Source organism: Alteromonas sp. P256, assembly GCF_036864455.1.
Classification (GTDB): Bacteria; Pseudomonadota; Gammaproteobacteria; order Enterobacterales; family Alteromonadaceae; genus Alteromonas.
Map to the genome: position 1 here is coordinate 26,891 of NZ_JAZETM010000014.1, position 13,327 is coordinate 40,217.

The 13,327-nt window shown below is 44.5% G+C and carries 13 protein-coding genes; 9 read left to right on the top strand and 4 right to left on the bottom strand.

Annotated features, from left to right (window positions below):
- Positions 1–5: 5 nt before the first annotated feature.
- The 4 genes from V7R39_RS16405 to V7R39_RS16420 all read right to left on the bottom strand — a co-directional run bounded on the left by V7R39_RS16405 (position 6) and on the right by V7R39_RS16420 (position 2,626).
- Positions 6–395 carry a hypothetical protein gene (locus V7R39_RS16405; protein ID WP_334032002.1) on the bottom strand — a complete coding sequence of 130 codons (390 nt, stop codon included), beginning with the start codon at positions 393–395 and terminating at the stop codon, positions 6–8.
- 114 nt (positions 396–509) lie between these two features.
- Positions 510–1,202: a response regulator transcription factor gene (locus tag V7R39_RS16410; protein WP_334032003.1), complete on the bottom strand. Its 693-nt coding sequence runs from the start codon at positions 1,200–1,202 to the stop codon at positions 510–512.
- Positions 1,203–1,782: 580 nt separating this feature from the next.
- Positions 1,783–2,028 carry a DUF6482 family protein gene (locus V7R39_RS16415; RefSeq protein ID WP_334032004.1) on the bottom strand — a complete coding sequence of 82 codons (246 nt, stop codon included), beginning with the start codon at positions 2,026–2,028 and terminating at the stop codon, positions 1,783–1,785.
- A 115-nt stretch (positions 2,029–2,143) separates the two neighbouring features.
- On the bottom strand, positions 2,144–2,626 hold the full coding sequence (locus tag V7R39_RS16420; protein ID WP_334032005.1) for a DUF2244 domain-containing protein: 483 nt from the start codon (positions 2,624–2,626) through the stop codon (positions 2,144–2,146).
- Positions 2,627–2,780: 154 nt separating this feature from the next.
- Here V7R39_RS16420 and V7R39_RS16425 point away from each other — a divergent pair, with 154 nt between their 5' ends.
- From V7R39_RS16425 to rnd, 9 genes are all read left to right on the top strand, one after another.
- Positions 2,781–3,695: a TSUP family transporter gene (locus tag V7R39_RS16425; protein WP_438823559.1), complete on the top strand. Its 915-nt coding sequence runs from the start codon at positions 2,781–2,783 to the stop codon at positions 3,693–3,695.
- Between the two features lie 66 nt (positions 3,696–3,761).
- The gene (locus tag V7R39_RS16430; protein WP_334032007.1) at positions 3,762–5,072 is read left to right on the top strand and encodes an alpha-amylase family glycosyl hydrolase; all 1,311 of its coding nucleotides are present in this window, start codon (positions 3,762–3,764) and stop codon (positions 5,070–5,072) included.
- 103 nt (positions 5,073–5,175) lie between these two features.
- Positions 5,176–7,098, top strand: a complete 1,923-nt coding sequence (locus V7R39_RS16435) for an ATP-dependent DNA helicase (RefSeq protein WP_334032009.1) — start codon at positions 5,176–5,178, stop codon at positions 7,096–7,098.
- Between the two features lie 12 nt (positions 7,099–7,110).
- Positions 7,111–7,854 carry a tRNA (adenosine(37)-N6)-threonylcarbamoyltransferase complex dimerization subunit type 1 TsaB gene (tsaB, locus tag V7R39_RS16440; RefSeq protein WP_334032011.1) on the top strand — a complete coding sequence of 248 codons (744 nt, stop codon included), beginning with the start codon at positions 7,111–7,113 and terminating at the stop codon, positions 7,852–7,854.
- Between the two features lie 83 nt (positions 7,855–7,937).
- Positions 7,938–8,234, top strand: a complete 297-nt coding sequence (locus V7R39_RS16445; RefSeq protein WP_334032012.1) for a hypothetical protein — start codon at positions 7,938–7,940, stop codon at positions 8,232–8,234.
- Positions 8,235–8,658: 424 nt separating this feature from the next.
- Complete coding sequence (locus V7R39_RS16450) at positions 8,659–9,387, top strand: Slp family lipoprotein (protein WP_334032013.1); 729 nt, start codon at positions 8,659–8,661, stop codon at positions 9,385–9,387.
- Between the two features lie 59 nt (positions 9,388–9,446).
- Positions 9,447–10,322 (top strand): alpha/beta hydrolase, encoded by an 876-nt coding sequence (locus V7R39_RS16455; protein ID WP_334032014.1) that lies wholly within the window; start codon positions 9,447–9,449, stop codon positions 10,320–10,322.
- Between the two features lie 121 nt (positions 10,323–10,443).
- The gene (fadD, locus tag V7R39_RS16460; RefSeq protein ID WP_334032015.1) at positions 10,444–12,096 is read left to right on the top strand and encodes a long-chain-fatty-acid--CoA ligase FadD; all 1,653 of its coding nucleotides are present in this window, start codon (positions 10,444–10,446) and stop codon (positions 12,094–12,096) included.
- 60 nt (positions 12,097–12,156) lie between these two features.
- Positions 12,157–13,314 carry a ribonuclease D gene (gene rnd, locus V7R39_RS16465; protein WP_334032017.1) on the top strand — a complete coding sequence of 386 codons (1,158 nt, stop codon included), beginning with the start codon at positions 12,157–12,159 and terminating at the stop codon, positions 13,312–13,314.
- Positions 13,315–13,327: the final 13 nt, after the last annotated feature.

Here is a 13,327-nt window from a genome sequence, read left to right on the forward strand (position 1 = left end):
TTACGTTAAAGTGTATAGAGCGTTTGCTGCACAATCGCAGCTGTCGAGTTCTCGTTTATCGTCCACGTATTTTTTAGCTCTAGGGCCCGCCCGTTATTCAATTGCCAACGAGAAAAGTTCGATATAAAGTCTTTGTTAACGCTAAGCGTTTTCTGCAAGATGAATTTAGCTTGAATGTTAGGGACTAAGATATCTTGCCAAAACTCTTCAATGTCATATCTTCCGATAATAAACTGATTATGTTCATATTGAACAATAGCCATAGAGTCGTAAAAACTTGCGCACTTATTAGCGTTGTGTTTGTTAAAAGCGTGAATAAAGCCTTTGTGCGCTCGAGAAATTTCCTGTTTTAATAAATGCTTCGTGCTTAGTTGAGCACTAAGTAAAATTTCCATAATTTCTATACATCCTTGATGTAATATAAATTGTAGCGATATCAATGCGATAATTATGGCACTGTATCCTTGCTCAATTATGGAAAAAGTGTGGAGTTTGCTCTTTACGGTCGTTTATTGGTGGGGAGTATATTTATATCCCGCGCCGTAGATTGCGATGACTAACTCATTGTCTGGTGAAATGATTTTGAGTTTTCGGCGTAACTTACTAACGTGGCTATCGACAGTTCTGTCTGAAACTATTCTTTCGTCACTGTAAATGACATCCATCAGCGCATCACGTGAAAAGATTTTATTAGGCGAGGTGAGAAGCGTCTTCGCTAGGGCAAACTCTACGGGTGTTAGCAATACTTTTTTGCCTCTAACTTCAGCTTCAAGCGTATCTCTATTTAGCTTCATTTCAGCACAATGAACCGCTTGACCATCATCTTTGTAGTCACCTTTACTGTCGCTTCTGCGTAAAACTGCTTTTATTCTCAACACGAGTTCAGGAGCACTGAATGGTTTACAAACATAGTCGTCGGCTCCTGCCTGTAACCCGATTAAACGATCTCTTTCGCTGCTTCGTGCCGTGAGCATAATAATGGGAACTTGGCTATGTTTGCGGATATTTTGACATAAATCGATACCATCGCCACCGGGAAGCATTAAATCTAAGACAATTAAATCTGGCTTGTAATGCAATACTATTTCAAGCAAATCCGCAGCAGTATGTAATACCGTGCATGCCATTTGTTCTTTTTCTAAAAATGCTTTTACTGCCAATGCGATGCTAACTTCATCTTCTACTACAAGGATATGTGTCATGCTAATTTTTCCGATGTCTTTCACGACAGCGTGTTATCTGATTGATTGGGCTTGTTAACAATTCTTGAAACTGTACAGCGTTTGAGATTGATTTGCATGTTTGTTTTGTTGGATTGTTTAACGATATAAAGCGTAAAGTAAGAGTTTTTTGGAAGGAAAAAACGTTGAATAAGCAATGCTGGGTTTTAATGTTTGGTAATAATGTTTGGTGTTAATGTTTGGTATTAATGTTTGGTAATTATGTGAACTCAAAAATTACCGCTAAACATAGCGTAGTTAGCGTAGTGCGCACTGGCTCTGGTTACATCTCGCAGCGTAATAAAATTACTGTAAATAGTTTCAAGTAATAACGGTTTTAAGATGGTCATAATTATGCGGCCGCCCCTGAGAAGACAAATGCAACTCAGGGCGTTCACAATGAAATGATGAAGCTCGCATCAATAGGGTATGCTTTTATAAAGTGTGAAATATTGGCGACTTGCGACAACAAAAACACCTGCTGCTAGCGTTTTTAATATTTATGACCATCAAAAACGAACACTATCGAGGGTAATGAAAAGCAAAATACCCTTTAAGCTCTCTAAAATTCAATTTCCAATTCTAATGCGCCTGGGTGATCAGTCTGCCCAACCATTTCTTCATAGGGTGTATTTTGTCTTAACCATACGTGCTCAAAAGATTGTGTGTCGAAATGCTCCCTTATTTCATTCAAACAATGAAATGTCTTTGGTTGCGAACTCTTGTCTCGTACAAGTGCTCGGGATGCTCCGACACCGGTAGACGCAAGATAATTACCGCCCTCTAATGATTCAATGTACAAGTTCATAGCTGAATTTCTCCTTAACGTTACTTAATATTTAGTCGAAATATTTGAAAAGTGATCATTAATTATGATTCATTTATATAAACCGACGTGCCGCCGTTGCTAAATTTGGCAGTAGTTACCACCACTTATTACTGCATCGCAGTAGGCCTACCGATGTCAGGTGTGTAGAGAGTTGGTCTTTATCTGATTCGTTTAAAAAACTGCCAATCTCACATTCGCATACGTCGTCTTTTAAAATAATTCGGGGTAACCGGCCAAAACGGGTGTCCTCAATAAAATAAAGATATGACGCGGTTTTGTTCAACACCCAGCGATTGCCTTGGGAGGTGGTAATTTCGATAGTGGCTGCAGCAATGGTGATATCTTCCCATCGATAGGTTGCGCGAGAGGTAATATACATAACACAAATAAGCGCAAATACTTCTGCGCCAGCAAAAGGAAGGATTACCCATGCACCCGCTACAGCCCAAGCGGTTGCTATTGAGCTAATAAATAGCGCAAAGGCTAGCATAAGAAACTTTGTCTGCTTCCACGTGGCAGACCTATTCGGCGTTATATGAATAACGGTGTCGTTATTTTCTTTTGATACTACTATCATGTCGCTGCGTTAACGATACGGCCGTGAAAACAAACATGAAGCCTTATACGTATCGATTTAAGCATTTAGATTGAAATTTGTTCAGTTGCAGGCAGCCGCTCGGACACTCAGTTAACTCGTTGTAGGAAAAAGAGACTTGTCATATTCCCTATCATTGCCACTGCTTTTTCGCAAAAGAGCGTGGTTTTTCGCCTTTGTTACAGTATGGGCTTTTGTTATTTTTTCACAAAATAATGTGGGGGCTCTGCTGCAAGAATATGGCTTCTTTACCTTTGTCGGCATAGTAGGGGCGGTATTTGCCAATGCCACAGGCGCTGGTGGCGGCGTGATATTTGTCCCCTTTTTTGCATATCTCTCCTTTACCCCTGACAGTATTGTAGCAACAAGCTTTGCTATTCAGTGTTGTGGTATGACGGCAGGAGCAATTACATGGACTCGCTTTTTTTGCACTCAACGCAAAACAGAACAGCGTAAAACAGACAGTCAGTGGGGCGCACTGCCAAGTGCTCTTTTATTAACTGTCATACCTTCTCTTTGTGGTGTCCTTTTTTCGCAATACACCACGCATGGCTCAGCGCTTCTACTCAATGTATTGGGGGGGCCTGAAAACTTACATACGGGATTCGGCGTGTTCTCCGTTATATTGGCCATTGCAATAATAGCGTCAATTCCGCTAATGAAGCGCCAGGTGTTCAACAAAGCGTTAGCCGTAAATGATATTGTTTTTCTTCCCACGATCGCCTTCTTGGGCGGGTGCATTACCGCTTGGCTATCTATCGGTGTGGGCGAACTCGTTGCGGTATACCTCATTATCCGCGGCTTTAACGTCACCATGTCTATAGCGGTGGCGGTTATTTTATCAGCATTTACAGTGTGGTCAGCGCTTCCCTTTCATGTACTTGTCAGCCATGCCATAGTATATGACGTCGTCATATTTGCTGGTGCAGGCGCTATTTTGGGCGGTGTTATGGCTAAATATCTTGTGCTGGCTTTTTCTACGCAATCACTAAAGCTATTTTTTGGGTTGTGGGTATTTTTACTAGGCGTAACCAGCCTACCTATTTTTTAGCGTTTTTTATCTGTCACTTTATATTCATTACAAGATAAGCGACTGAACCTCACAGGGAGTTAGTCTATGGAATTTGACGTAACACCTCGTCCTCTATATCGGGTATCGCAGCCCGAATGGTCATCCCACGCGGTTATTTATCAAATTAACACTCGGCAGTTCAGCGCTGAGGGAACCTTTGAAGGGGTAATCGAAAAGCTGGAACATATTAAGCGCTTGGGCGCTGATATTATCTGGTTAATGCCAATTCATCCTATTGGAAACAAGAACAGAAAAGGGCAGCTCGGTAGCCCATACGCGGTGAGTGATTATCTCGATATAAACCCAGAGTTCGGCAATAAAGAAAGCTTTAAACAGCTAGTATCCCAAGCTCATCAACTCAACCTTAAAGTCATTCTAGACTGGGTGCCTAATCACAGTGCTTGGGATAACCCCCTTGTCGACTCGCATCCGCATTGGTATGCAAAAGATTACAAAGGCGACTTCCGCCCATCGCCATGGTGGGATTGGTCTGACATTATCGAGTTTGATTATTCCCAGCCTGGCCTGAGGGAATACATGATTTCTGCAATGCGCTATTGGGTGGAAACGTTTGATATTGACGGATTTCGTTGTGATGTTGCAGGCTACGTCCCCAACGACTTTTGGCAGCAAGCACGTCAGGCTCTCGACTCTATCAAACCTGTATTTTTGCTTGCTGAGTGGGAAAACAGAGATTTACACGAGAATGCTTTTAATATGACCTATGCGTGGAGTTGGAATGAAACTCTTCACGAATTAGCCAAGGGGCGCGGCAGTGTAGACAGCCTCCGAAAATACTACTCATGGAATGAGAGAGCATGGCCGCACAACGCCTACCGCATGACGTTTGTGAGCAATCACGATAAAAACGCATGGGACGGCACGCAGCGTGAGCAGTTTGGTGACGCTCTCGAGGCGTGTATTGCGCTTTCAGTTATAGGCGAGGGGATGCCTCTTATTCACAACGGACAAGAAGCTGGAGAGACCAAACGTCTGGCTTTTTTTGAACGAGATCCCATTGAGTGGCAAGAACATCCTATCGGCGAACTGTACCGAGAACTCATCGCCCTTAAAAAATCGAAACCATTTTTAGGCAATGGTGAGTTTGGAGCACGCATGATCCAAGTGCCTAACTCATCAATGGCTCAGGTATTCAGTTTTGTAAGACGAGAAGAGCGCGAGGACGACAAAGTCTTTGTGGTGATTAACTTTTCTGATGTGCCCGCAACGGTGACATTTGAAGAATCGTTGCATCTAGGTACGCTGCAACACTGGAAGCGCAATAAGAAAACGACGTTTTCATCCGATACCACGCTCACGTTAAAACCCTGGGGCTTTGAAATCTGGCACAAATAACAGGGTACTTGTTTATTTTTACATGTGTTGTTCGATAGGTTTTCAACGCTGTTTTTGGCATAATGCGCGCCTAACAATACAATGTATTTGAATCGTCCCAAAAATGCCCACTATAAAAAATGTATTTTCATCTGATGGCCTGCTTGCAAAAACCATAAAAGGGTTTGTGCCAAGAGAGGCGCAAACCGATATGGCCAACGCGGTAAAGCACGCCATCGATACAACGGGCAGTTTGGTGGTAGAGGCCGGCACAGGCACGGGTAAAACCTTTGCCTATCTTGCGCCGGTGCTAATTAGCAGTGGTAAAGCTATTATTTCCACCGGAACTAAAAACCTTCAAGAGCAGCTTTTTCACCGCGACCTACCGCTAGTAAAAAAAGCATTAAGCAGCAAGCGTAAAACCGCATTATTAAAAGGGCGGTCGAACTATTTATGTTTACATCGATTATCTCAGCATGGCGGTAACTCTACCTTGGTAGAAAAAGAGGTGTTGGGCCAGTTATCTGAAGTGAAGCGCTGGTCAAGCACAACCAAAAGCGGAGATATGGGAGAGTTAAAAACCCTTCCAGAAGATGCGCGTGTGCTGCCCATGGTGACATCTACCGTAGATAATTGTTTAGGCCGAGAATGTCCAGACTACGAAGATTGTTACCTGGTGAAAGCCCGCCGCAAAGCCCTTGATGCTGATATTATTGTGGTGAATCATCATCTGTTTTTCGCCGATATGGCGCTTAAAGACACGGGGTTTGGCGAGCTTATCCCTGAAGCCGATGCCATTATTTTTGATGAGGCCCACCAAATCCCCGATATTGCCAGCGACTACTTTGGTGAGTCGTTGTCGACGAGGCAAATTCAAGATATTGCCAAAGACATTACCTTACTGTTTAGAACGGTACTCAAAGATGCTGGGCAGTTAGATAAAGCCGCTGATAAATGTCGCATGATAGCGTCTGATTTACGCCTGCTTTTTCCTCATGATCCTGAGCGGGGAAATTGGGCACTCGCACTCGATCGCGACGAAGTTCGCCTGCAGGTGGGTAAGCTTGCCGAAGCGCTAGGCGTTCTTTATGAAGTGTGCAAGCTGCATTTAGGCCGCGATAAAGATTTAGACAATATGTACGAGCGCATTGTTGCATCGAGAGAGCAGCTTGACGCGTTAAGTGACAATAAGCAACAAAACGTAAGCTTGTGGTATGAAACTACACCGCGCCACATTGTTATGCATTTAACACCGCTGTCTATCGCCGCTAAATTCAGACGCTTTGTAGAGTCGCCGCCGCGAGGCTGGGTGTTCACGTCGGCAACCTTAATGGTAAACGGCGGTTTCGAGCACTTTCAGCGTCGAATGGGGTTGGAAGATTCAGAAACTCTTGGCTTAGACAGCCCATTTAACTACCCAGAACAGGCCATGCTGTGTGTACCGCGCTACTTGCCTGAGCCAAACAGCTATTCAATGCGTGAAACTCTGCTGTACACGGCGAAGCGTTTAATTAAGGCCAGTCGCGGGCGTTGTTTTTTGTTGTTTACCAGTCACGCGATGCTCAGAGAAATAGCAAAAAAACTGGAAGATGAAATAGACAATCCGCTGCTTGTTCAAGGGACCACCACAAAACAAGCATTGTTAGATGCGTATTTAGCCGATGAGAAAGCCGTACTCATGGGCACAGGTGCATTTTGGGAGGGCGTAGACGTGCGTGGTAACGACCTCGTCTGCGTGATGATAGATAAGCTTCCGTTTGCTTCACCGGATGATCCTTTGCTTCAAGCTCGAATGGAAGATGTGAAAAAATGCGGTGCAAACCCCTTTGGCGTTATTCAGATTCCACAAGCAGTTATCACCTTAAAGCAGGGGGCGGGACGCCTCATTCGCGACCCTACCGATAAAGGGGTGTTGGTCATTTGTGATAATCGCTTAGTGACTAAACCTTATGCAAAAACGTTTATAGGCAGCTTGCCCGACATGAAACGCACGCGAAGCCTAGATGATGTAGAGGCATTTCTTGCCGGCATCGATGATGAAGAATGATAGAGAGTTGTAATGAATATTTTAGCTATTGATACAGCAACAGAAGCGTGTTCAGTCGCCTTAGAAGTCGATAATACGCTATACAGCCATTTTGAAGTATGCCCGCAGCAGCACAGTCAGCGTCTTCTACCCATGATTGATGCAATACTAAAGGAAGCCGGTGTTGAATTAGCTTCACTTGATTTATTGGCGTTTGGTCGCGGTCCCGGTAGTTTTACGGGAGTGAGAATTGCAACCGGCATGATTCAAGGTCTAGCGCTTGGCACGGGCTTACCCGTAGCAGGCGTAAGTACGCTAAAGGCAATGGCAGTTGAAGCTGCACAAAAGAGCACCGGACAATTCGTTGCCGTTGCGTCAGACGCACGTATGGGTGAAGTCTATTTCTGTGTATACAAAAAGTTGGATAATGGGTTAGAAACAGTCGTTCCTGAACAAGTGTGTCCGCCTAAAGAAGCAGTCAATTACCTCAGTGAATTGGGCAAGGCGCTCAACAATAATGTGATTGTTGCTGGCACTGGCTGGGCGGCCTATGAGGAGCTTCAGCAGTGGTTGAATACGCAGGGCGATGGAGAAACAGCCGTAAGCACAGCAGCAAACACAGAAAAAAAGCCAGCCGTTACATTACCGAACGCTGCATTCATGCTTGAAGACGCCAAAGAAGCTGCCCGTGCAAACACAACTACAAGCGCTGCAGAAGTGAAACCGGTTTACTTAAGAGATAAGGTGACGTGGAAAAAGCTTCCCGGTCGGGAATAAGGATTATCTTATACTAGGAACGAAAATTGCAGATGCTAGAGCGTTATAAAAATTACAGAGCGTTATGAAAACTGTAGTGCGTTATGAATATTAATACTAATTTTGGCATATCATCTTCTGACGCCGCTCAAGGCCGGGTCTCGAAAATTTCGAAAGACCCTCAGCAGGAGAACAAAGGGCAAAGCGAGTCGTCTCAAGTAAAGGCGATAGTTGTTGCGCCTGACGAACAGGGTACTAGCAATGCAAAGGCCTACCAAGATTTTATAAAAGAAGACAGCAACGCCTATTCTCAGCAGGCCATTGCGTCTTACCAAAGTTTTGAAAAACAGCAGCAGCGAGAGTCGATTCAAGACATGTTTGGTGTTGATATCTACGCATAGAGAGGAGCCTGTGTTCTGGGTAACGTATTCCTTTATTACCTAGCCTTTTACTAACTATTCCTTTGCCAACTAGCCCTTTACTACCTGCTAAGTCGCTCCCATGCCTTGTTTAGTATTGTTGCTGCTAATTCGGGGGAAAGCTTACTATCAGAAGATCTCACCCACAGTCTGGAATTATCCGGTGGTAATACATTGAGTGTCAGGTAGCTGAAATTCCCAAGCTTTTACAGGGTTTGTTTGAGAATCTTTATCATTTTGTAACAGAACTCTAGTGGTTCTGTGAACGTATCAATGCTAACTTAGTCTTAGTTATGAGGCCCTCAAATGCTCGACGAAAAAGCAAAGCGAAGGCTGTCTACACAATTTTCTACTTCAGTGGTAACGCCGGGGTTAATCGTCAAATGATGTACAAAGGAGCGCGCATATGTCTCGATATTTACTTTTATTGACCGTGTTCATGTTTGCAGGATGTGCCATGGTGCCAGATACCTTAGAGGTACCCGAAGGCACCGCATTGGTTTCGTATTCAAGTGCCGTTACTTCAGGCGCCAGTGCTCAAGGGGAAAAGGCTCGCTGGGGCGGCATTGTGGTTGGTGTTGAGAATAAACCGAACAAGACCTTTATCGAACTTGCGCACTTCCCACTCAATCACTACGGCAAGCCCCGCAGTTCTGGTGAGACATCTGGACGCTTTAAAGTGCAGATAGACGGCTTTGTCGATCCTATTGTGTTTGAGGAGGGCCGCACTGCAACTTTCTTGGGTACGCTTATCGCACCCACTACTGGGATGGTAGGTGAGCAGCCTTATATCTATCCCACTATCGCGGCCGATGATTATCATATGTGGCGAGATAGGGAAGTGTATGACGTAAACACATTCTTCTTTAATTACCATAGCGGGTGGTATTCACCTTTCTATGGTCTGCGCGGCCCATGGGGATGGGGCGGAGGCCCTTGGATGGGCGGACGCTTCATAGGTGGCCCTTGGATGTTTCCGCAAATGAATCGCATGCGAGTTATCCGTTACAGCAATGCTCCAAGACGCGCTAGAATAACCAATATGAATGGACCTAGCCCGGCACAAAGAAGCTCTAGGTCAAGCGGTGGCCAAAAAGGGCCGGTGGTAAACAACCCCAAAGTGCAGCAGTATTAGTAGCAAAAGGCGGCAAGTTGATGCCGCCTTTTTTGTTTGCGCGTGAGTTTAAAAAGTAAATGCGGCAATGGTTTGCCGCTAATGGCGGTGCGTTTATGGTTGAATTTGAAGCAATGGCAGGCCCCCTTGAATTAGCGGGTTTAGATAATCAAGGAAGTGGGCAAGTTGTCATTGGCCTTCACGGTTATCTGGATAACGCTGAAAGCTTGCGCGTGCTTGCGCCCTATTTGTCGTCCTGTCGCTATATCGCAATCGACCTTGCAGGGCATGGGCGTTCCTCTCATCGCCCTGTGGGCGCTCATTATAATCAAACTGACTATTTACAAGACCTGCACGTGCTGATTGAGAGCGAGGGCTGGGACAATGTTATTCTTGTAGGGCATTCTCTTGGTGGTATCTTGGTGACTATGTATGCCGCGTTATTCCCTGAGAAAATAAAAGCGGTAGTGAGTATTGATGCATGTGGGCCTCTTACCGAAAGCGAAGAAACGACACAGCAGCAAATGCGAAATGCGTTAATTAGCAGGCAGGGTAAATTAAGCAGCCACCGCCGCACGGTTAACCTTGATGATGCGGTGAAAGCGCGGTGCAAAATATCTGATATGACAGCTGATCATGCGCGGCAAATACTCATGCGAAACATGATTACAGAGGCAGATGGTAATACTTATTGGTGCAGCGATCCAAAGCTTCGGACGAAATCCATACTTAGACTTACAGAAAAACAAGCACAAACCTTAATGGAGTCGGTGACATGCCCTATACTCTTTATCGGCGCATCAAGGAGTTTTAAAAATTTACCTCATGTTTATGAGCAACGAGCACACTGGTTTGAATCTGCGCAATATGAACAATTTGTAGGCGGTCATCACATTCATATGGAAAAAAGTAAGGATGTAGGGCGTCTTATTTGTCAATTTGTTGAGCAAATGTAAATTGCAGCGTTTATTTTTTTTTACACTTCCTATACTATTCGCAGGTTATCAGACCAGTTACATGGGCGCGGTTTCTCACGGGCTCAATTATTAGTAGAAGAATAAAGTAAAGGAGGTTTTGGTGGAAAAAACCTGGCTTAAACATTACGACCCTCGTGTATCCGCAGAAATTGATGCCGATCGCTACAACTCTGTCGTCGACATTTTCGAACAATCGGTAAAAAAGTTTAAAGATAAAGAAGCCTTTATTAACATGGGGCATTCAATGACGTTTGGTGAGCTTGATACGTTATCAGCTCAGTATGCGGCTTATCTTCAGGCAAGCGGACTAAAGCGCGGTGATGCCGTAGCGATAATGATGCCGAACCTTCTCCAATACCCCGTCGCCATGTTTGGTATTTTGCGCGCTGGTATGGTCGTTGTTAATGTTAACCCCTTGTACACGGCCAGAGAGCTAAAACATCAGCTTAACGACGCTAATGTTAAAGCCATTGTCATTGTCGAAAACTTTGCCTGTACGCTAGAAGCAGTTATTGGCGATACCCAAGTAAAAGAAGTGTTTCTAACTGCACTTGGCGACATGCTTCCAGCGCCAAAACGCTGGGTAGTGAACGCGGTAGTCAAATACGTGAAGAAAATGGTGCCGTCGTTTAATCTATCGGCCACCACGTCATTTATGTCTGCAGTCAAAAAAGGGCAGTCTTTAGAGTATAAGCGTCCAAATATAGAAAACTCAGACATAGCTTTTTTGCAATACACCGGCGGGACAACAGGTTTATCTAAAGGGGCAATGCTAACGCATAGAAATATGGTTGCCAATTTAGAGCAAGTATCAGGAATACTTGAAACCGTTATAGAAGAAGGTAAAGATTTCGTCGTGACGGCACTGCCGCTTTACCATATCTTCGCGTTGCTGGCGAATTGCTTGATGTTTGTGAAATACGGCTGTCGCAACCTGCTTATCACTAATCCACGGGATATGCCTGCATTTGTCAGTGAGTTGGGGAAATATCCCTTTACGATATTACCCGGTGTTAACACGCTCTTTAACGGCCTACTTAACACCCCCGGATTTGATGAATTAGATTTTTCTAATTTCAAGTTTGGACTCGGTGGCGGTATGGCGGTTCAGCGCCCAGTAGCTGAAAAGTGGGAAAAAGTAACGGGCACCGTACTTTTAGAAGGCTATGGCCTCACTGAATGCTCGCCAGTTGTTGCTGTAAATCCCCCTCAGATAGAGGCATATAAAGGGGCAATCGGTATGCCGGTTCCTTCTACCGACATCAAACTATTAGACGATGACGGCAATCCAGTAGAAAAAGGTGAACCAGGCGAGATGTGGGTAAAAGGCCCGCAAGTCATGAAGGGATATCTAAATCGCCCAGAAGCGACGGAGGATATCTTGAAAGATGGTTGGCTTGCCACAGGTGACATTGCCACGGTAGACGATGAAGGTTACTTCTATATTGTTGACCGCAAAAAGGATATGATCCTAGTTTCAGGCTTCAATGTGTTCCCTAATGAAATTGAAGAAGTCGCTGCTATGCACGAAAATATCGTCGAAGCGGCCGCGGTGGGTGTACCTCACGAAGTCAGTGGTGAGGTTGTTAAGTTATTCGTAGTACGTAACAACGACTCGTTAACTGAAAAAGACGTTATCGCTCACTGCCGTAGTGAACTAACAGGCTACAAAGTGCCTAAACAAGTTGTCTTTAAAGATGATTTGCCAAAAACCAATGTAGGTAAAATACTACGCCGGGAGCTTAGAGACTAATTTCTTTAACTAGTTTTTAAAGCCGGCGTGAGCCGGCTTTTTTATTTAATGTGCGAAATAATGCAATATCAATTAATTACAACATACGAACAGCTAGACAACGTGTGCGCTTTGGCGCAACAGCAAGGTGCTGTGGCTCTTGATACAGAGTTTGTTCGAACGCGAACACTTACGCCTCACCTTGGGTTAATACAGCTCTACGATGGACACCAACTTGTTCTTATCGACCCTATTGCCATAGACAATATGCAGCCATTCATCGATTTACTGGAAAATAAATCGCTTGTGAAGGTATTACACTCCTGTTCTGAAGACTTAGAAACTTTTCTTGTTGCCTTCAATACGATCCCGGAGCCTGTTTTTGACACCCAGTTTGCGGCCAGTCTATTAGATATGGGGCCAAGTTTAGGGTATGCCCGTCTTGTAGAGATGATTTGCAACGTGAGCCTTGATAAAGGTGAATCTCGAACCGATTGGATTGCCCGTCCACTGCGTGAGTCGCAGCTAAGTTACGCTGCTAACGACGTGCTGTATCTGCTGCCTTGCTATGAAGATTTGGTGGTCAAGGTAAAAGACGCAGGAAAAGAGAACTGGGTTTATCAAGAAATTGCGCTGCTAGCTGCGAAAAAGCGGGCGCAAATGCCAGCAGATTTTGCCTACCTCACTATTAAAAATAATTGGCGATTGAATAGCGAACAACTTACGGTACTTCAGGCGCTAGCGTCGTGGCGTTTAACAACGGCAAGAAAAAAAGATCTCGCCTTAAACTTTGTCTTTAAAGAAGGGCATTTGTTCGAGGCGGCACAGCGCCTTTTGTCGAGTAAATCAGACTTATCGAAAATTAACGATTTAAATCACCAGGCAATACGTCGATATGGCGATACCATTATTGATTTAATCGCCGAGGCCCGTGAACGGTTCGCTCAAACTCCGGATAAACTGCGGCTACCGCAAGTATTACGCTTGATGGATATTCCTAAGTACAAGAAAACACTTGCCGATCTCAAAGTTATCAGCGAAGAGATTGCGAAAGAAAACGGCGTGAATAACGAAGTAATGTCATCGAAAAAACAGCTAAATCAATTATTAAAGTGGTATTGGTTTAATGTAGATGAAACCCGTATCCTGGGCTTAAAACCTGACGTGTTATCAACATGGCGTGGGCCACTCTTTACGCCAAAAGTAGTTGAGCTACTTGGCGAACTGCCTGAGGGCTAGAATACTTCATTAG

Bases quoted from the DNA above. Each gene is read 5' to 3' on its own strand.
- V7R39_RS16405 (WP_334032002.1), bottom strand. From the start codon at position 395: ATGGAAATTTTACTTAGTGCTCAACTAAGCACGAAGCATTTATTAAAA.
- V7R39_RS16410 (WP_334032003.1), bottom strand. From the start codon at position 1,202: ATGACACATATCCTTGTAGTAGAAGATGAAGTTAGCATCGCATTGGCA.
- V7R39_RS16415 (WP_334032004.1), bottom strand. From the start codon at position 2,028: ATGAACTTGTACATTGAATCATTAGAGGGCGGTAATTATCTTGCGTCT.
- V7R39_RS16420 (WP_334032005.1), bottom strand. From the start codon at position 2,626: ATGATAGTAGTATCAAAAGAAAATAACGACACCGTTATTCATATAACG.
- V7R39_RS16430 (WP_334032007.1), top strand. From the start codon at position 3,762: ATGGAATTTGACGTAACACCTCGTCCTCTATATCGGGTATCGCAGCCC.
- V7R39_RS16435 (WP_334032009.1), top strand. From the start codon at position 5,176: ATGCCCACTATAAAAAATGTATTTTCATCTGATGGCCTGCTTGCAAAA.
- tsaB (WP_334032011.1), top strand. From the start codon at position 7,111: ATGAATATTTTAGCTATTGATACAGCAACAGAAGCGTGTTCAGTCGCC.
- V7R39_RS16445 (WP_334032012.1), top strand. From the start codon at position 7,938: ATGAATATTAATACTAATTTTGGCATATCATCTTCTGACGCCGCTCAA.
- V7R39_RS16450 (WP_334032013.1), top strand. From the start codon at position 8,659: ATGTCTCGATATTTACTTTTATTGACCGTGTTCATGTTTGCAGGATGT.
- V7R39_RS16455 (WP_334032014.1), top strand. From the start codon at position 9,447: ATGCGGCAATGGTTTGCCGCTAATGGCGGTGCGTTTATGGTTGAATTT.
- rnd (WP_334032017.1), top strand. From the start codon at position 12,157: ATGCAATATCAATTAATTACAACATACGAACAGCTAGACAACGTGTGC.